Below are 18,852 nucleotides of genomic sequence, written 5' to 3' on the forward strand. Positions count from 1 at the left end.
GGTTGGTGGAGATCTTGTAGCGGACGTTGTCGCCGCCGCCGAAGTATTCGTAGGTCATCATCCAGCGGCCGTCGGTGGTGGGCACGACGTTGGGCATGCCGGGGCGGCCGCCGCCGATCTGGGTGACGCCGCCGGTGTTGTGGGTGAGGCCGGCGACGTCGACGACGGGTGGGCTCCATGGGCTGGTGAGGGTGCCGTTCCAGGTGCGGTGGGCGATGACCTGGCCGTGGGAGTCGCCGGCCGTGGCGTTGTCGCCGCGTGGGATGAGCACGCCGGTGGAGGGGTGGTAGCCGGTGAAGTCGTTCTCGTCGGAGTAGTAGGCGATGAGCTGGTTGTCGTACACCATCAGGAACGGTTCCCAGACGGGGTCGACCTGGCGGTGGGTGTTGGCGTGGGCGATGCGCCCGCCGATGGCGCCGGCGCTGCCGCCCTGCCAGCCGCCGGTGGTGATGATGTTGCGGAAGGTCCAGCTCGCGCCTTGGTCGGTGCTGGAGTAGAGGGCGATCGCCATGTCGCGGCGGTCGCCGTCGTTGGTGGGTGTCCAGCCGGGGTTGGCGGCCTTCTGCTCGGTGTAGTAGACGTCCTCGCCGGTGACCACGGTGGCCAGCAGCAGCGTGCCCGCGGCCAGGTCGCCGACCCTTTGCGGCAGGACGTAGAAGAACGGGCTGGCCCAGTTGCTGGTGTATCGGGCGTGGGCCGGGTCGTTGGACAGGTAGGCCGGCGCCCGGACGTCGGACAGCCATTGCCAGGTGGTGCCGTCGTCGTCGCTCTTGTAGACCGGGATGACCTGCCCGGCCGCCGTGCCGGACGGGCCGATGGTGGCCTTTTCGAAGCCGGCGACCAGGCGGCCGCCCGGCAGCGCCTCGGCTTTCGGGACCGCCACGCAATTGCCGAAGCCCTTGGTGCACTGCGCGTCGCCGGGAAGCTGGTAGAGCGTGCGCGGCGTCGGGCTCACCGCCTCGGCGGGGGTGACCGGCAGGAGTAACAGCACGGTCCCGATCGCCGCGGCGAGGATCCGTCCAAGCCACTTTCTCTTGTTCATGGGCTCTCCTGCCGGGCGTCGCCCGGATCCCGGCCACGCTCTCCGACTTCGGATCACGATGACCCCTCTCGTATGGGTTCGAAGTGGCCTGTGGCCACCGGCTCTGCGCTGGTGCTCCTGTCCGGGTGGCGTGGCACGCCGACGGCGGCGGTCGGCGGCGTGCGCCCGTGGTCGCCGGGCAGGTGGTGTCCGCCGACCGCAGAGACGTCGACGGGACGATCGGTCATCAGCGCGCCTCGGAAGCGCGCGAAGGGACGGTAATGGGCCGTGGGGATGTGAAACCTGCCATATGACCGCGTGGTCATAGTGCGCGGCCGGGGGCTGCCGTCAAGACCCAGGTCCGCAAACCTGGCGCTCCCGGCGGGACGACCAGCGCCGACCCTGGGGTAGGCCGCGCGGCTCCGGCTCTTGACGGCGACTGCTCTAGGGCGTCAACATGACCACGCGGTCATACGGCGAGCAGGATGATCCAGCCGACGGGAGACACCATGACGCGACCGGTGGGACGGACCGGAGCCCCCGTGCCGAGCAGCGCGGACGTCGCCCGGCTTGCCGGGGTCTCCAGAAAGACCGTCTCCCGGGTCTTCAACGACGAGCCCTACGTGACCCCCGAGGTTCGCCGGCGAGTCCTCGAGGCGGCGCAGATGCTCGGCTATCGGCCCAACCACGCCGCCCGGACCCTCGCCTCCGGACGGACCCGCACGATCGGTGTGGTGACGCTGGGGACGGCGGGCTTCGGGCCCGCATCCCTGCTCGTGAGCATCGAGCGGGCGGTGCGGGACACGGGCTACGCCCTGCGCGTGGTCAGCACGGTCGACGGTGACCCGGCCGGCGTCGCAGGCGCGGTGCAGTCTCTGCTGGAGCAGGGCGTGGACGGGATCGTCATCTCCGAACCGGTCGACGAGGGGAAGGCCCCGATCCACGTCGACGTCCCGGTGCTCTTCGTCGAAGCGCCACCGCTCTTCACCGGCCCGCGGACGGTGACCACGGGAGTCGGCGCCTACCAGCTGGCACGGGTGGCGACCGAACACCTGCTTGACCTGGGACACGCCACCGTCCACCACGTCGCCGGCCCCCAACGGTGGTACGCCGCAAGAGAACGCCTCGCGGGATGGCGAGCGGCGTTGGCCGCGCACGGCCGGAGCGCACCGCCGGCACTCGACGGTGACTGGTCCGCCGATTCCGGGTACAGAGCCGGCCGGGCGCTGGCCGCGAACGACGACGTGACCGCGGTGTTCGCCGCGGGCGACGAGATGGCGATCGGCGTGATCCACGCCCTGCTCGAAGCCGGCCGCCGCGTGCCGGCGGACGTCAGCGTCGTCGGCTTCGACGACATGCCGATCGCCGCGCACGTGACGCCGCCGTTGACCACCGTCCGCCAGCCGTTCGACCCGGTGGCGCGCGAAGGGCTGAAGCTCCTCGTCCAAGCCATCGAAAAGCCGGACGCGGACCTCCCGCCGGCACTCGACCCACCGGTCGAGCTCGTCGTCCGTGCCTCCACCGCACCCCCGCCCCCGTAGACCCCGGAAGGTGACGCCACGTAGGCGGCCCCGTCGGGCCGAGGATCTCCGTCGGCGGGGCGGGGCCGGCGCAGTCCCCCGGATCGGCATGGCGACCGGCCGCAGCCAGGCATCGTTCCGCATGCCGGACGATCACGAGAACCGACCTCACGAGAGGTGGCAAGCCATGACGACACATCCCTTCGCCCCCGGCCCGCCGGCCGGCCCCATCCCGTCGTCACCCCGGTCGGCGCTGCGCAGGGCGGCCGCCTGCCTGGCCGCCACGGTGCTGGCAACGACGGTGGCCCTGTTCGGCGTGCCCGGCACGGCGGCGCACGCGGACAACCCCATCGTGACCCGGTTCGCGGCCGACCCGTCGATGCTCGTGTCGGGCAACCGGATGTACATCTACGCCACCGACGACGCCATCAACAGCGGCACCTACTGGGACTCCACCGCGTGGCGGGTGTACTCCTCGACCGACCTGGTCAGCTGGACCGACCACGGCGCGCCGCTGTCCCTCGGCGCGTTCGGCTGGGCCCGCCAGTACGCGTGGGCGCCGGCGGCCGTGCAGCGCAACGGGTTCTTCTACCTCTACCTGCCGGTCGACCGGACGAAGATCGGTGTCGCCCGGAGCACCTCGCCCGTCAGCGGGTTCACCGACGCCCGCGGAAACCCGCTGATCGAGACAGGACGCGACGCCAACACCGGCGGGGAGCCCATCGATCCGGCGGTGTTCGTCGACGATGACGGGCAGGCCTACCTGTACTTCGGCGCCGGGGCACCGAAGGTGGTCCGGCTGAACCCCGACATGATCTCCACGTCGGGTGGCATCCAGAACGTCACGATCTCCGGCCCGACCACGTATGGCGAGGCCCCGCACCTTCACAAACGCAACGGCATCTACTACTTGTCCTACTCCACCGGCTGGCCAGGACAGATCCACTACGCCACGGCCGCCAACCCCTTGGGGCCCTTCACCTACCGCGGCGTCATCCTCGACTACACCAACGTCTCCACCAACCACCAGTCGATCGCCCAGTACAACGGCCAGTGGTACATCGCCTACCACCGCAACGGCCTGCCCGGCGGCGGCGACTTCCGCCGTTCCCTGGCGATGGAGTACCTCTCCTACAACGCCGACGGCACCATCGCGCGGGTGCCCCAGACCGCCGCCGGCGTGAGCAGTCCCGCAACCGGCGTCAGCCGGCTGCAGTCCTACAACTTCCCGGACCGGTACGTGCGCCACGCCAACTTCGACATGCGTATCGACCCGAATGTCAGCCCCGCCCAGGACGGGCAGTTCCGGCTGGTGCCCGGGCTGGCCAACACCTCCGGGTACCTGTCGTTGGAATCGGTCAACTACCCCGGCTACTACCTGCGCCACCGGGGGTTCGACTTCGTGCTGGCCGCCAACGACGGCACCGCCGCGTTCGCCGCCGATGCCACGTTCCGGCGGGTGCCCGGCCTCTCCGAGCCTTCTGCCGCCTCGTTCCAGTCGTACAACTACCCGGACCGGTACATCCGCCACTACGACTACCTGCTCCGCCTGGACCCGATCACGGACGCGGTGGGGCGCGCCGACGCGACCTTCCGCGTGCTGTGACACCGGCGACAGGTGCGCCGCGGCGAGCAGAGCGGTCACAGCCCACGCGACGACGGGCACGTCCGGCGGCCCCTCGATCGGGAGGCTGGCGATCAGGCGGCCACCGCTCCGGCGGCGCCGTGCCGCTTGCCCTGCCCGGCCCCTCGGCCGGCGCGTGGTGCCGGCTCCGATGTCGTTTCCGTTCAAGACGGTTGTCGGGGCCGTGGTCTACGGTGTAGCTGGCAATTCGCCCGAGTATGAGGAGACACGCCAGTGCGCAAGTTGGTCTACACCGGTTTCATGTCGCTCGACGGCGTCGTGGACTCGCCCGGCGGCGGGCCGGGGGAGGAGCACCGCAGCGGCGGGTGGGTGTTCAAGGACCTCGAGTTCGTCCCCGAAGCGTGGACGCTGAAGGGGGAGGAGCTCGCCGAGACGACGGCGCTGATGTTCGGCCGGCGCAGCTACGAGGCGTTCGCGGCGGTCTGGCCCGGCTCGCAGGACCACGCCGACTACAAGGAGCTGCCCAAATACGTGGTGTCGGGCACGCTGTCCGAGGACGCGATCGTGGGCGGGTGGGGGCCGACCACGATCCTGCGCTCGACCGAGGACGTCGCCGCGCTCAAGGAGAGCGAGGGCGGCGCGATCTTCATCCACGGCAGCGCGGAGCTGGCGCGGCGGCTGTCGGACGCGGGCCTGATCGACCAGTACAACCTGCTCGTCTTCCCCGTGCTGCTCGGGGCCGGGAAGAGCCTGTTCGGCCGGGCCGACCGGGACAAGTACCTGCTGACGCTGCGGGAGTCGGAGAGCTACTCGAACGGCATCCTGAAGCTGGTCTACGACGTCCGGCGCTGACCCGGGGGACTGACCCGGGGGGAGGGCGATCGCGCCGCCGTCGACCGGCGCCGGGGTGGGCACGGCCCGCAACGAGGTGCCCACGGCGAGTCCGGCTCGCGTGTCATGAACCGCAGCTCCACCGGACGGACGATACGTCGCCGCGCGGTCCGTCCGCACGCGGTCCGGCTGGGGAGGAAGGCGCCCGCTTCGTGAACCGCGCGCGTACCCACAGGTAGCCGAGCAGCAGGAGCCCGGCACACCCGGCGATCGCCAGGACGGCCGCGACCGGCGACGGCGGGCCGGTCAGCAGGCCGCGCAGGGTGTCGATGAGCGGGGTGAGCGACAGGTGCCGAGGTGACGGCCCCGTCCCCGGGCCCTTCCTGCCGGCGGGCACGAGCCCGATGGCGATCCCGATGGCGACGAGCTTTCCGAGCATGACGTCGTAGCGGGCCAGCGGGCCCCGCAGCGCGTGGCGGAAGCCGGCGCCGGTCAGGATGATCTCGCCCTCGTCCGCCCTGTGCGGCGTCGCGGCCGCGATCACTGATCCGTTCATGGTCGTTACGGTCGCGCACCGCTCTGACACCCGGCCGGTGTCGCGCTGACACGGCCGCTGACACGGCCACTGATACGGCCACGGCACGGCCACGGCACGGCCCGACACGGCCCGGCACGGCGGCGCGGACGCGGACCCCGGCCGCTCCCGGCGCGGGCACGGGCCTCGCCCCGGAGAGAACCGTCCTTTGCCGTTACCAGATCGGTGTGCTGAGCTTGATCGATAGCTGCTTCACCGCAGATCCCGGCAGACGGAGGACATGTTCGTGAAGGACACCGGCACCCGTCCGTTACCCCGCAGGACCTGGCGTCTCCGGCTGGCCGCGCTCGGCAGCGCGCTGGCCGTGGCCGTCACCGGCACCGTGGTGGCCGCGCCGCAGCCGGCCGCCGCGGCGGCGCCGAACTACGACGGCGATCCCACCCAGTACTGGAACCAGGTGCTGGTGGACATCTTCCGCCGGCTCAACGGCCCCGACGCGGCCCCCGGCAGGCTGGCCAGGGCCGCGGCGATGATGAACGCCGCGCTCTTCGACGCCGAGACGATGTACCGCGACCAGTGGCGTACCCGGCTCTACCAGCCCTACCTGCAGGCGGGCCGCTACTTCTCCCTCGGCGAGACCGACAACGAGGAGGAGCGGGTCATCGGCCGGACCGCCTACAACATCCTGCTCGACCTGTACGGCACCGCCACCCCGCACAGCCCGAGCATGACGAGCCTGCTCAACCAGCGTTTCACCCACCGCTTCGGCACCAGCCCCACCGACTTCGACTACCTCGACCTGCAGGTGGTCAGCTCGGTGGTGCAGCGGATGCGGCAGTTCCGCAGCGGCGACCGCTCCAACGACACCACCGTCTACACGCCCAGCACCGAGCGAGGCGCCTGGCGGCCCACCGGCGACCCGAACTGCACCGCCAACCAGCACGCGGTGACGCCGAACTGGGGCCTGGTCAAGCCGTTCTCGATGACGTCCGGCTCCCAGTTCAGGCGCCCCACGCCGCAGCAGGCCATCCGCTACGACCAGCTGCTGCAGACCGCCGAGTATCAGCGCCAGGTCGATCTGGTACGCCGTTTCGGCGGCGCGGCCGACACCGCCGCCACCCGGATCGAGCGCACCACCGAGCAGACCGCGGCGGCCCTGTTCTGGGCCAACGACGTGGACGACACCTATCGCCCGGTCGGCCAGTTGCTGGTGCACACCGGGCAGGTGGCGCGGCAGCTCAACATCGTCGACCGCTACGACAACGCCCGCCTGTACACGCTGGTCTCCCTCGCCCTGGCCGACGCCGCCATCGCGGCGTGGGACACCAAGTACCAGACGGTCATCGACCTGTGGCGGCCCGAGAGCGCCATCAGGGAGATCGATCCCGCCTGGCGGCCCTTGTCGGTGGACCGCGACGGCAACCGCTTCTCGCCCTGTTTCCCCTCCTGGGTGTCGGGCCACGCCACCTTCGCCGGAGCCTGGGCGGGCATCATGACCCGCTACTTCGGCGGTGACGCCACCTTCACGGTGGACACCGAGGACCCGACCAGCCCGGTCAAGAGCAAGACGTTCACCTCCTTCGAGCAGGCGGCCCAGGAGAACGCGCAGAGCCGTCTGTGGCTGGGCGTCCACTATCCGTGGGACGCCGATGACGGCATCGCCATCGGCGACGCCATCGCCGGGCATGTCTTCACCAACGAGCTGACCGAACTGCCCGCCACGCCCCGATGAGCGGCCGCGCGCCGGAGGCGGCTCCAGGCCGTGCCTCCGGTGCGCGACGGGCTCCCGGCTTCGGGGAACGCACGCTCCGTCCCGGCCCCGCCGGCGCCGGGACGGACGAAGCCGGACATGGTCATTCCGGCAGCAGGTGTGACACGAGGCCGCGTGCCCATTCGGGGGAGAGGGCCTGGTCGGTGAAGACGGCCCGGTAGTAGAGGGGGGCGAGCAGGGCCTCTACGGCGCGGTCGACGGTCGGAACCCGATTGCCCCGCGCCTGCTCCCGCTCGATGATGGCTTCGAGCTGTCGCTGGCGCTCCATGCGGCACACGCCGGCGCCTTCCCCGCCCGTGCCGACGATGGCGCGTACCAGCGCGAGGGTGTCCGGGTCGCTGAGGTCCTTGGCGAGGTCGTAGGCATAGCGTTCCAGGTCCTCGCGGAGGCTTCCGGTGTCGGGGACCACGACATCGCCGGAGAAGCGGCTGGTCGCGACGTCGGCGAGCAGCTCGCCGACGGAGCCCCAGCGGCGATAGACGGTGGTGGCGTGCACACCCGCGCGCGCGGCGATGACCGGGATCGTCAGCGCATCGCCGGCCTCGTCGGTGAGCAGTTCCTTGACCGCCTGGTGGACGGCCGCCCGGACCCGGGCCGAGCGGCCTCCGGGCCGGGTGTCGGTGCGCGGCGGGGAGCTCTGAGCTGGCATGTCTCCATTATTGCATCGATCACTGCTTTTAATTCGCAGTGATCGCTGCTTTTGTGGTACGTTCGCAGCCACTAACGCAACGATCACTGCGAGGTTTCCGTGTCTGCTGAATCCTCCGGTGCCGCGTCCTCCGGCACCGCACCACCTGTCGCCGGTGCGCACCGCCGGCCGTGGAGGGGCGCCTTCCCGGCCGTGGCCGCCGTCCTGGTGCTCTTCCTGGCCGCCTCCAGCGCGCCGTCACCGATCTACGTGATCTACCAGCAGCAGTGGCGGTTCACGGCCTGGGTGCTGACTGTGGTCTTCGCTCTCTACGTGGTCGGCCTGCTGGCCTCGTTGCTCGTCGTGGGAGCGCTGTCGGATCATCTCGGCCGCCGGCCGGTGCTCGCCGCGGCGATCGGGCTGGAGGCGGTCGCGCTGGTGCTGTTCCTGGTCGCGGGGGACGTGCTGGTGCTGTCCGCGGCCCGGGTGCTGCAGGGCGTCGCGACGGGGGCGGCGACGACCGCGCTGAGCGCCACCCTGGTCGATCTCGAACCGCGGCAGGCCCGCGTCCGGGCGGGCGTGGTCACGTCGGTGGCGCCCTTGACCGGGCTGGCTCTGGGCGCCGTCGGCAGCGGTGTGCTGGTGGAGTTCGGCCCGGCGCCGACCCGGCTGGTCTACGCGCTGCTGCTCGGAGGCGTGGCGCTGGCGGCGGTGGTCGTCGCCCTCCTGCCGGAGACGTCGCCGCGCCGGCCGGGAGCGCTGGCCTCCCTTCGCCCGCGGGTGGCGATGCCCGCACACCTGCGCGCGGACATCGTCCCGCTGGTGCCGGTGATGATCGCCACCTGGGCGCTGGCCGGCATGTATCTCTCCCTCGGCCCGTCGGTCGCCGCGGAGCTGCTGGGGCTGCGCAGCCATCTCATCGGCGGTGTCGTCGTGACGTCGCTGGCGGGCACCGCGGCGTTCGCGGTCGCCCTGCTCCGCTCCCGCCCGGCGTCCTCGCTGCTCGCCCCCGCCACGGCGATGCTCGGGCTGGGCACTTCGACGTCGCTCGCCGGGGTGGCGGGCGGGCTCGTCTGGCTCGCCGCGGCCGGCACCGTCGTCGCGGGCATCGGTTTCGGCGCGTCGGTGCTGGCCACGTTCGGCACCTTCGCCAGGATCGCCAGGCCGCACGAGCGCGGCGCGGTCTTCGCCCTGGCGAACATCATCAGCTATCTGGGCAACAGCGTGCCCGCCGTGCTCGGCGGCATCGCCGTCACCGCCCTGGGATTGAGGTCCGCCACCATGATCTACGCGCTGGTGATCGCGGTGATCACCTTCTCCGCCCTCGTCCTGCGCCTGAACCGGCCGCGGCCCCGGTGCCGCATGGCCGCGGTCGCCTGTGACTGAGGCCCCGGCGAAGACCTCCCTTCAGATGTCGAAATGAGGACTAATCATGGCAACTAACGGCAGGATCCGGCGGAACCGGGAGGTCCGGCGACCCGGCGGCACGACGATCCGCTACACGGCCAGCGGTCCGGCGGGAGGGCCGGCTCTGGCTCTCATCCATGGCTGGGCGTGCGACCGCGGCGACTTCGACGCGGTGACCGGCCATCTGCCCGACGGCCACCGCGTGCTGGCGATCGACCTCGCCGAGCACGGCGAGTCGCGGTCGGCGCGGGAGGCCTGGACCATCGAAGAGTTCGCCCGCGACGTGGCCGCGGTGCTGGCGGCCGAGTCGGTGGAGAAGGTGGTCGTGGCCGGGCACTCCCTCGGCGGGGCGGTCGCCGTCGAGGTGGGCCGGCTGCTGCCCGGCAGGGTCTCGCACGTGGTCGCGCTCGACGCCCTGCACTACCTGTCCCTGTTCCCGGCGATGAGCGAGGAGCAGGCCGAGGCGATGCTGCGGGTGTTCAGGGAGGACTTCGCCGCGGGGGTGCGGGGCCTGGTGGAGGCAGGCTCGCCGGCCGGGACCGACCCCGCCCGCAAGGATGCCTACGTCGAGAAGATGGCCGCCGTGCGACAGCCCGCCGGACTGCGTTCCCTCGAGGGCCTGCTGCGCTGGGACATGGACGCGGCGCTGCGCGAGACGAAGCAGCCGATCACCGTGTTCGCGATCCGGGACCTCATCACGCAGGAGGCGATCGACCGCTACGGCGACCGGCTCGGCATCGTGCTCGTCGACCTGGGCAGCCACCACTTCCCGGTGGAGTCGCCGGAGGAAACGGCGAAGCTCCTGGCCGGCGTCGCTCCCTGATCAGGCCTGCGGGCAGTCGGCGGGGCTCGTTCCGGTGGCGCGCCGGGGCCGCCGGTCGGCCCGGGTCTGCCCGAAGGCGTGCCTGTTGTCCTCGCACCACTCGCGGAAGGTCCGTGGCCCGGTGCCGGTGAGGTTGGCGATGTCCTGGGCGACCACCGCGGCGCGGCCGGTGCGCCGGAGCTCGTCGAGGCCGCGCATCGTCCGGGCCAGGTCCTCCGGGGTTCCGTACGCGACGCTGCGCCGGGCGAGCTGCCCGGGCGTGACCGGCACGAACTCGATGTCCCGCCCGAGCACGCCGGCGAGGATGCCCACCTGATCCCGCGCGGAGAGCGGGTGCGGGCCGTTGAGGATGTAGCTGTGGCCGGCGTGCCCGTCGTGGGTGAGGGCGAGCGCGGCGACCCGGGCGACGTCGTAGGGATCGACGGGCACGGCCAGGCCGGGGTCGCTCGCGTCGTAGACCCGGCCCTGATCGCGGATGGCGGGCAGCCACCACAGCGCGTCCGACATCAGGATGTTGGCGTGCAGGTAGGTGACCTCCAGCCCGGACCGGCGGAAGACGTCGTCGCGCGCGGCGGTCCGGGCCCCGATCGCGGGCTTGGGCTCCAGGACGGCGCCGATCGAGGAGAGCAGCACGATCCTGCTCACGCCGGCGGACCGGGCGGCATCCACCATCTTCCCGGCCTGCGCCGGCAGCGGGGTGATCTGCCGGTAGAAGACGCCTTTGACGCCGTAGGCGGCCGCGACGAGGCACTCGGTCTCGTCCAGGTCGCCGACGGCGACGTCGACGCCCGCCGGGAGCCGCTCGGCGCCGGAGGCGTCGCCGACCAGCGCGCGGACCTTGCGGCCCTGCTCCAGAAGCTGGGGTACGAGGGCGCCGCCGACGTCGCCCGTGGCTCCGATGACGAGGTAGCACATGAGAGGTTCCTGTCTCGAGAGGTTGAACGCCGGCTGTCTGTCATCAGGGTCGTCCAGCGGCGGCCGGCGGGCGTCGGCAGGAATCGCCTACTCGCCTACGTAAGAAGGCGACGGTTCACCCGCGAACCGCCCGGCCCGAAGTGACGCGGTCCGTGTAGCTTTGTCGTTGATCAAGGGACCGGCGGGCCAGGCCCGCGGCCCGTCGACGCCCTCGGGGGAGCCGGTGATGATTCGAGGTCGGCAGGCCGAGTACGTGACCGTTCAGCGGCTGCTCACGCGGGCGCGCGGCGGAGAGAGCGGCGCGCTCGTCGTGCGCGGCGAGGCCGGCATCGGCAAGACCGAGCTGCTGAGGCACGCCCGCGCCACCGCGTCGGGCTTCCGGGTGGTGAACACGGCCGGCGTGGAGTCCGAGATCGGCTTCGCGTTCGCCGGGCTGCACCAGCTCTGCGCGCCGCTGATGGATCGCCTCGCCGCCCTGCCCGAACCCCAGCAGGCCGCCCTGGCCGTGGCGTTCGGGCAGCGTTCCGGCGCGGCGCCGGACCCGTTCCTGGTCGGGGTGGCCACGCTCGGCCTGCTGGCCGAGGCCGCGGAGGACGAGCCGCTGCTGTGCCTGGTGGACGACGCGCACTGGCTGGACCTGGTCTCCGCGCAGGTCTTCGCCTTCGTGGCGCGGCGGGTGCAGGCCGAGCGGCTGGCGCTGGTGTTCGGGCTGCGCGACCAGGTGCCCGCCTTCGAGGCCGCCAAGGTCTTCGCCGGCCTGACCGAGTTACGCCTGGACGGGCTCACGGACGCCGACGCGCGGGCCCTGCTGGACTCGGCGGTCCACGCCCCGCTTGACGACAGGGTGCGCGAGCGGATCCTCGCCGAAGCGCGGGGCAACCCGCTGGCCCTGCTGGAGCTGTCCCGGCACGCCGCGCCGGCGGGGCTGGCGGGCGGGTTCGGAATGCCGGACGCGCGGAGCGTGCCCGGCCGGATCGAGGAGAGCTTCCGGCGCAGGGCGGCCGGCCTTCCCCCGTCCGCACAGACGATGATGCTGATCGCGGCCGCCGATCCGGTCGGCGACGCGGCGCTGCTGTGGCGGGCGGCCGAGCACCTCGGCATCGACGCCGGTGCGATCGCGCCGGCCGAAGCGGCGGGGCTGCTCGAAGTCGGCGCCACGGTGCGCTTCTCTCATCCGCTGGTGCGTTCGGCCGTCTACCGGGCCGCCACGCCGGCCGAGCGCCGCCGCGCGCACGGCGCGCTGGCCGAGGCCACCGACGAGCGGGCCGACCCCGACCGCCGGGCCTGGCACCGAGCGCGGGCGGCGCTGGGCACCGACGAGACGGTCGCGCTGGAGCTGGAGCGCTCGGCCGGGCGGGCCAGAGCCCGCGGTGGCCTGGGCGCCGCGGCGGCGTTCCTGGAACGGGCGGCCGCCCTCACTCCCGACCCCGCCGACCGGGCCTGCCGGGCGCTGTCCGCCGCGCAGGCCAAGCACGAGGCGGGCGCGTCCGACGCCGCCTTCGAGCTGCTGACCATCGCGGTGGCCGGCCCGCTGGACGGCCTGCATCGGGCCCGTGCCGAGCGGCTGCGCGCCCAGATCGAGTTCGCCCGGACGCGAAGCAGCGACGTGCCGGGGATGCTGCTCCACGCCGCCAAGACGCTCGCCCCGCTGGACCCCGCCCAGTCCAGGGACACCTACCTCCAGGCCCTCGAGGCGGCCATCCACGCAGGCCCGTTCGGGCACGGCCGCGGCGTGGTGGAGGTCGCCGAGGCGGCGCGCGACGCTCCCGCGCCGGCCGGACCGCCGAGCCCGGCCGATCTCCTGCTCGACGGGCTGGTGACCAGGTTCACCCGCGGGTACGAGGCGAGCGTGCCGGGCCTGCGGCGGGCGCTGCGGGCGTACCGCGACCACCTGGGCACCGACGACGCCAGCCGGCGGGGGCTGTGGGCGGCCTGCCGCGCCGCGTACATGCTGTGGGACGACGAGACCCTCTACGAGCTGACCACCCGCTTCATCCGGCTGGCCCGCGACGCCGGGGCGCTGTCCACGCTCGCCACGGCGCTCAACTTCCACTCGACCATCCTGGTGCAGATCGGCGACCTGGCCCAGGCCGCCGGCCTGGTCGCCGACGTGGCCGCGATCTCGCAGTCGACCGGAGCCCCGCCGCTGCCGCACGACATCGTCCTGCGCGCGTATGTCGGCCGGCGGGCCGAAGCGATGGAGCTGTTCGACGACATGGTCCAGGAGGCGACCCGGCGAGGCGAGGGCACGGTGGTCACCCTCGCCCACTCCTCGCTGTCCGTCCTGCACAACGGGCTGAGCGACTACCGCGCCGCACTGCTGGCCGCCTCGGTGACGTGCGACGCCGACGAGCTGACGCACAGCAGCGCCGCCCTGCCCGAGCTGGTCGAGGCCGCCGTCCGCGCCGGCGAGCCGTCGCGCGCCGCCGCCGCGCTGGAACGGCTCAGCTCCCGTGCCCGTGCCAGCGGCACCCCCCTGGCGCTCGGGGTGGAGGCCCGCTCACGCGCGCTGACCACCACCGGGCCCGCCGCCGAGGACCTGTACCGCGAGGCGATCGACCAGCTGTCCCGATGCCGGTACGCGACCTTTCTCGGCCGCGCCCACCTGCTCTACGGCGAGTGGCTGCGCCGTGAGGGCCGGCGCCAGGACGCCCGGGAACAGCTCCGCACCGCCTACGAGATGCTGTCGGGCATGGGCATGGAGGCGTTCGCCGGCCGCGCCGCCCGCGAGCTGCGGGCCACCGGCGAGCAGCCGCGCAAGCGGGTGACGCAGCCGGCCGACGCCCTGACGCCCCAGGAGCTGCGCATCGCGCGGCTCGTGGCCGCCGGGGCGACCTCCAGGGAGGCCGCGGCGCAACTCTTCCTGAGCCCGCGCACCATCGACGCGCACCTGCGCAACATCTTCGGCAAGCTGGGCATCGCCTCCCGCCGCGAGCTCAGGTCCGTGCGCCTGTCGTAGCCGGGCGGCCCTACTCGAACAGCCGCCGCGGGTTCGCGACGAGCAGCGTGTCCACGTCGTCGTCGGACAGCCCGCGCGCCTTCAGCGCCGGCAGGACGTCCTCGCTGATGTGCCGGAAGTGCCAGCGCGGAGCCACTCTCGCTGCGTCCTGCGGGGTGTACCAGTCGATGTGGCACGAGGCGTCGTGCGCGATCACCAGGTGGTCGCCGTACCCGCGCTCGAACAGCCGCACGATCGTGTCCACCCGCTGTTCGAACGGCAGCAGCTCGTCGAGCCCGAAGCGGTCCATGCCCAGCAGCGAGCCGGCGTCGGCGAGCTCGGCGAGGTGGTCGACGTCGGTCGAGTCGCCGCAGTGCGCGAGCAGCACCTTCGACGGATCCACGCCCTCCTCGGCGAGCACCCGCTGGACCACCAGCCCGGACTGCGTGTGCGGGTTGGTGTGCACCATGACCGGAGCGCCGGTGCGCACATGCGCCTGGCCCACCGCCCGCAGGACGCGCTCCACCCCGGGCGTCAGGCCGGGCGTGTCGATCGCGCACTTGAGGAACGCGGCCCTGACCCCCGTGTCCCCGATCCCCTCGGTCAGGTCCCTGACGAACAGCTCGGTGAGCGGTTCGGGCATGTCGAACAGCAGGCCGGGACCGTTGTAGTGGAACTGGAACGGCAGGTCGCAGAAGGTGTAGAGCCCGGTCGCGACCACGATGTTGAGGTCAACCTGCTCGGCGATGCGCCGCACGCGCGGCACGTACCGCCCGAGCCCCAGCACCGTCGGGTCGAGGATGCTGTCGATGCCGAGCGACTTCAGCTCGGCCAGGGCCGTGACGGCCTCGGCCACCCGAGTTTCCTCGTCCCAGTCCTGATAGTTCTGCTGATACTCGGTCCCGAGCACGAACACGTGCTCGTGGGCGAGGGTCCTGCCCAGCTCGGAGCTGTCGATGGTGCCGGCCGCGGTGGGAATCGTGGCCACGGTGCCTCCTCGCGTCGTTCAGCGATCAAGAGTGAATGAGGGCCCACGTCCTGTCAAGGTCCGGGCCCGGCGACCTCGCGCCGGTCGAGGACGCCGCGAGGTCGCCCGCGGGGCGGGGTCCGGGCCGGCCTGCCCGGCCGCCCGGCGCGCCCGCGTCACGGGCCGCCGCCGCGAAAGCCGGTCATCCGGAGTTCGGCCGTCTGCGCAAGGGGCGCGAGCTCGCGTCCGGCCCCGTCGGCGCTCAGGCGTCGACGAAGGCGCCCAGGGTGTCGGCGCCGAGGCGCCAGGTGAGGGTCAGGTGCTGCTTGAGCACCCGCCAGCCCTCGGAGGTGCGGACGAACTCCCAGTCGTAGAACCCGCCCATGTCGAAGTGATCTCCGGTCGCCGTCCCGTCGGGGACGCCGACGAAGAGCATGTAGCCGACACCGGTGGCGCGGTCGCCGTCGATCTCGAAGTGCGTGTTGTGCACGTAGTGCATCATCGCCGCGTACGGCGACTCCGCGTCCCGGACCGTCCGGAGGATCGCCTCGCGCCCCCGCAGCGGCTCCCAGGGGCCGAAGGCCAGCTCGGCCTCGGGGTGCCAGCAGCCGATCCAGGTCTGCCAGTCCTTCCGGTCGAGCGCGCGCCAGCCCTTGATGAGCAGGCCGCGGATGGCGTCCTTGTCCTCCAGGGTCTGGAGCCGGGTCTCGATGTCGTTCCTCGTGTTCATCACCACTCCCCGTGAAGGAGAAACCGTTCGTGCGCGCTGGTGTCGCGCTGCCGTCAACAGTGGCGCACATCGTGGATCTCCGGCAGGGCGCGGTTCACCCAGGAGCGGCGCTCCCAGGCTTACCGCGCCCGCGTCGATCAGCTCGGTGGACGCCCGCCTCCGGCTGCTGCCCGCCGCCGGGTGCCGGTCAGAGCGTGACGACGGCCTTGAAGCGCACCTCGCCGGCGGCGGCCCTGCGATAGGCGTCGTCGACGCGCTCCAGGGGGAACAGCTCGACCATCGGCTTGACCTGGCCGCGTGCCACGATGTCGAGGGCTTCGGCGAGGTACTCCAGGCCGTTGTGGGCCGAGCCGATGATCTGGTGGCTGTGCGTGGTCAGCGGCAGTGCCGGCAGGATCATCTCGTCCTCGGCCAGGCCCATCAGCACGAGCTTGCCCCAGGGCCGCAGGCCCGTCATCGCGTCGATGGCGGCGGCGTGCGAGCTGCTGGTGTGCAGCAGGACGTCGGCCCCGCCGATCTCCTTGAGCCCCGCGCCGTCGGTGACGACGTCGGCGGCGCCGAGCTCGCGGGCCAGATCGTGCTTGCCGGGCCGGGTCACCGCGATGACGTGGTAGCCGGCGGCCCTGGCGAACTGGATCGCGAAGTGGCCGATGCCGCCGACGCCGACGACGGCGACGCGGGCCCCCGGCCTGGCGTCGGCCCGGCGGATGCCGGCCCACGTCGTGTAGCCGGCGCACACCGTGGGCGCGGCGTCCTCGTAGGAGATCCCGTCCGGGAGCAGGACCGTCCCCCCGACGTCGGCGACGGCGTACTCGGCCAGGGCGCCGTCGACGTTGACGCCGGTCAGCGTCGGGCTCGCGCAGTTGCCGGCGGTGACGAAGCTGTTCGGGTGCTCCTCGCGGCAGAAGTCGCAGGCGCCGCAGCGCTTCTGCATCATCGGCAGCCCGACCCGGTCGCCGATCTTGCGCTCGGTGACGCCCGCGCCCAGCGCCACCACCTCGCCGACGCCCTCGTGCCCCATCAGCAGCGGGAACTCCCGGAACGACAGCACCCCGTGGGCCATCCACAGGTCGGTGCCGCAGATCCCGCACGCGTGGACGCGCACCAGCACCTCGCCCGGCCCCGGCTCCGGGACGGGCCGCTCCCGCACCTCCCAAGCGGCCTTCACGTCGGGGACGATGACGGCCTTCATCTGCTTCGTCATTGGCGAAACTCCTTCCAGGGGATCGGCGGAGCGGGTGGGAGAACAGCGGACCATCCCGCTCGGCCGTGTGGGGTGTCGCGGCCCGTCTCGGAACGCGTCTTCATCGTCACAGCCCGCGCACCGCCGACGCGTCGGCGAACATCGCCTAGGAACATCGCCTAGGAACATCACCTAGGACCACCGCCTAGGACCACCATCTGGACCCCCGAGCGCACCGGACGGGATCCGGCGTGAAGAAAACCTGCCGAGCGGCGAACACTGGGCGACAGTTGCCTTCGGAAGGACGCCATGACTGCACCACCTGACGCCAACGATGTGATGGAAGACGTCACGGTGGTCGAGCGGTCACTGGACAGTCCCGAACTTTTCGCCCTCCTGTACGACCGGTACTTCACGGAGGTCTACCGCTATCTGGCCGCCCGGCTCGGCAGCGAGCAGGCCGAGGACCTGGTCGCCGACGCCTTCCTGCTCGCGTTCAACGGCAGGCACGGCTTCGACCCGCAGCGGGGCACCGTGCGGTCGTGGTTGTTCGGCATCGCCACGAACGTGGTGGCCCGCCACCGCCGCAGGGAGGGCCGCCGCCTGAACGCGCTCAGCAAGGTGACGGCCGAGGACGCCGTCGACGGGCACGAGGATCGGGTCACCTCGCAGCTCGCGGCGCAGGCCAGCCGGCCGGAGCTCGTACGGGGGCTGAAGGGCCTGGCGAAGGGCGATCGCGACGTGGTGTTCCTGCTCGTCTTCGGCGGGCTGGGCTATGAGGAGATCGCCACCGCTCTGGACATACCGGTGGGGACCGTCGGGTCCCGGATCAACAGGGCGCGCAAGAAGCTGCGCAAGGCCCTGGGCGACGTCAACCCGATCGGGGAGTGGTGATGGACGAGCTGAAGCTGATCGAAGCCGTGTTCGCGGAGCCCGAGCCCTCGCCGGAGGCGGCGGCGAAGGGGCGTGACCGCCTCCTCCGCCTGACCCGGGCGTCCCGGCCGGATCGTCCGCGCCGCAGGTGGCTCGCCGCGCTGTCGATCCGGCGCGTGGCCCTGGCCGGCGCCATGGCGGTGCTGCTCACCGGCGGCATCATCGCCGCCCAGGTGAGCCTGGGCGGCTCCGACCCGGGTACCTCCGGGCATCTGCTCGCCGCCCCTCCGGCCGACGCCGAGGCGCTGCTCACCCTGGCCGCCCGGGCCGCCGCCGGCCGGCCCGACACGGTGCCGGCCCGCGGCCAGTACGTGCACACCAAGACGCTGGCCCAGCACAGCCTGCACACCAAGGACGAGTCGGGCCGGACGCTGGCCACCAAGGTGATGGTCAGCCAGGAGCGGTGGGAGGCCGCCGACGTGGGCAGGCCCTGGCTGAGCCGCAGCCGGAACCTGTCGGCCACGGGACCGGCGCCCCGCAAGTACTGGGACCGCGGCGTCGAGGACATCGTGTACGAGCCGGGAGCCTGTCCCGGCCGGCCGGCCTACGCGCGGCTGGGCGCCTGGCCGACGGACCCCGCCCGGGTGCGCGCGAAGATCGTGGCCGGCACGGGGGAGGAGCCGCTGCGCGTCTGGCACTCCCTGCAGAGCCTGGTCCGCGAGTCCGTGGTACGGCCCAGCCTGGGCGCCGCGCTGTACCAGGTCGCCGCCGGGCTGGACGGCATCACGCTCATCGGCGACGCCGTGGACGCCGCCGGCCGCCCCGGCCTGGCCGTCGCCATGGACGAGGGCAACGGCACCCGGTCGGAGCTGATCTTCGACCGGACGACCTACCACTATCTGGGCGAGCGCACCGTGACCACCAGGGACCGCACGGTGGAAACGCCCACCGGCGGCGACTACACCGAGAAGAAGGGCACGGTGACCGGCACCGCGGTGCTCACCGTCGATCTCGCCCCCGCCCTGCCCGAGGTGTCGCCTAAGGCGTCCCGGATGAAGATCCCCTGCTGAGACTTTCCCCCTGATCCGGCCTTTCCGGCCGTGAGTTCTGTTTCGCATGCCCTCG

Annotated in this window: 16 protein-coding genes; 9 read left to right on the top strand and 7 right to left on the bottom strand. The window is 72.4% G+C overall.

Going from position 1 to position 18,852, the window contains the following annotated elements:
- Positions 1-1,042: hypothetical protein (locus IO39_RS35745; RefSeq protein WP_043633151.1), on the bottom strand; the 1,042-nt coding region annotated here is incomplete at its 3' end.
- Between the two features lie 464 nt (positions 1,043-1,506).
- On the opposite strand from IO39_RS35745, the gene IO39_RS35750 reads away from it, so the two are divergent.
- The 3 genes from IO39_RS35750 to IO39_RS35760 all read left to right on the top strand — a co-directional run bounded on the left by IO39_RS35750 (position 1,507) and on the right by IO39_RS35760 (position 4,978).
- On the top strand, positions 1,507-2,562 hold the full coding sequence (locus IO39_RS35750; protein WP_043633154.1) for a LacI family DNA-binding transcriptional regulator: 1,056 nt from the start codon (positions 1,507-1,509) through the stop codon (positions 2,560-2,562).
- Positions 2,563-2,728: 166 nt separating this feature from the next.
- Positions 2,729-4,147: an AbfB domain-containing protein gene (locus IO39_RS35755; protein ID WP_084774046.1), complete on the top strand. Its 1,419-nt coding sequence runs from the start codon at positions 2,729-2,731 to the stop codon at positions 4,145-4,147.
- A 252-nt stretch (positions 4,148-4,399) separates the two neighbouring features.
- On the top strand, positions 4,400-4,978 hold the full coding sequence (locus IO39_RS35760) for a dihydrofolate reductase family protein (RefSeq protein ID WP_043633156.1): 579 nt from the start codon (positions 4,400-4,402) through the stop codon (positions 4,976-4,978).
- 103 nt (positions 4,979-5,081) lie between these two features.
- On the opposite strand, the gene IO39_RS35765 is transcribed toward IO39_RS35760, so the two are convergent.
- Positions 5,082-5,513 carry a hypothetical protein gene (locus tag IO39_RS35765; RefSeq protein WP_157549351.1) on the bottom strand — a complete coding sequence of 144 codons (432 nt, stop codon included), beginning with the start codon at positions 5,511-5,513 and terminating at the stop codon, positions 5,082-5,084.
- Positions 5,514-5,772: 259 nt separating this feature from the next.
- On the opposite strand from IO39_RS35765, the gene IO39_RS35770 reads away from it, so the two are divergent.
- Positions 5,773-7,224, top strand: coding sequence for a vanadium-dependent haloperoxidase (locus tag IO39_RS35770; protein WP_084774048.1), 1,452 nt, complete (start codon positions 5,773-5,775; stop codon positions 7,222-7,224).
- Between the two features lie 121 nt (positions 7,225-7,345).
- Here IO39_RS35770 and IO39_RS35775 read toward each other — a convergent pair whose 3' ends face one another.
- Complete coding sequence (locus IO39_RS35775; RefSeq protein WP_043633162.1) at positions 7,346-7,912, bottom strand: TetR/AcrR family transcriptional regulator; 567 nt, start codon at positions 7,910-7,912, stop codon at positions 7,346-7,348.
- A gap of 192 nt (positions 7,913-8,104) precedes the next feature.
- On the opposite strand from IO39_RS35775, the gene IO39_RS35780 reads away from it, so the two are divergent.
- Positions 8,105-9,277: an MFS transporter gene (locus IO39_RS35780; protein WP_211267287.1), complete on the top strand. Its 1,173-nt coding sequence runs from the start codon at positions 8,105-8,107 to the stop codon at positions 9,275-9,277.
- A gap of 46 nt (positions 9,278-9,323) precedes the next feature.
- Positions 9,324-10,121, top strand: a complete 798-nt coding sequence (locus IO39_RS35785; protein ID WP_043633165.1) for an alpha/beta fold hydrolase — start codon at positions 9,324-9,326, stop codon at positions 10,119-10,121.
- On the opposite strand, the gene IO39_RS35790 is transcribed toward IO39_RS35785, so the two are convergent.
- Positions 10,122-11,036: an NAD(P)H-binding protein gene (locus IO39_RS35790; protein ID WP_052423798.1), complete on the bottom strand. Its 915-nt coding sequence runs from the start codon at positions 11,034-11,036 to the stop codon at positions 10,122-10,124.
- A 226-nt stretch (positions 11,037-11,262) separates the two neighbouring features.
- Here IO39_RS35790 and IO39_RS35795 point away from each other — a divergent pair, with 226 nt between their 5' ends.
- On the top strand, positions 11,263-13,995 hold the full coding sequence (locus IO39_RS35795) for an ATP-binding protein (RefSeq protein ID WP_043633169.1): 2,733 nt from the start codon (positions 11,263-11,265) through the stop codon (positions 13,993-13,995).
- Positions 13,996-14,005: 10 nt separating this feature from the next.
- Here the strand turns inward: IO39_RS35795 and IO39_RS35800 are convergent, their stop codons facing one another.
- The 3 genes from IO39_RS35800 to IO39_RS35810 form a co-directional block, all read right to left on the bottom strand.
- On the bottom strand, positions 14,006-14,962 hold the full coding sequence (locus IO39_RS35800) for a phosphotriesterase family protein (RefSeq protein ID WP_043633172.1): 957 nt from the start codon (positions 14,960-14,962) through the stop codon (positions 14,006-14,008).
- 241 nt (positions 14,963-15,203) lie between these two features.
- A complete protein-coding gene (locus IO39_RS35805) occupies positions 15,204-15,671 on the bottom strand; it encodes a nuclear transport factor 2 family protein (RefSeq protein WP_043633176.1) in 468 nt (155 codons plus the stop codon).
- A gap of 187 nt (positions 15,672-15,858) precedes the next feature.
- The gene (locus IO39_RS35810; RefSeq protein WP_245642483.1) at positions 15,859-16,875 is read right to left on the bottom strand and encodes an alcohol dehydrogenase catalytic domain-containing protein; all 1,017 of its coding nucleotides are present in this window, start codon (positions 16,873-16,875) and stop codon (positions 15,859-15,861) included.
- Positions 16,876-17,163: 288 nt separating this feature from the next.
- On the opposite strand from IO39_RS35810, the gene IO39_RS35815 reads away from it, so the two are divergent.
- On the top strand, positions 17,164-17,748 hold the full coding sequence (locus tag IO39_RS35815) for an RNA polymerase sigma factor (protein WP_043633182.1): 585 nt from the start codon (positions 17,164-17,166) through the stop codon (positions 17,746-17,748).
- Positions 17,748-18,797, top strand: a complete 1,050-nt coding sequence (locus tag IO39_RS51295) for a CU044_5270 family protein (protein WP_052423799.1) — start codon at positions 17,748-17,750, stop codon at positions 18,795-18,797. Before IO39_RS35815 ends, IO39_RS51295 begins: the two co-directional genes overlap by 1 nt.
- Positions 18,798-18,852 lie beyond the last annotated feature (55 nt).

Origin of the sequence: Nonomuraea candida, assembly GCF_000725485.1 — a bacterium.
Lineage (GTDB): Bacteria > Actinomycetota > Actinomycetes > Streptosporangiales > Streptosporangiaceae > Nonomuraea > Nonomuraea candida.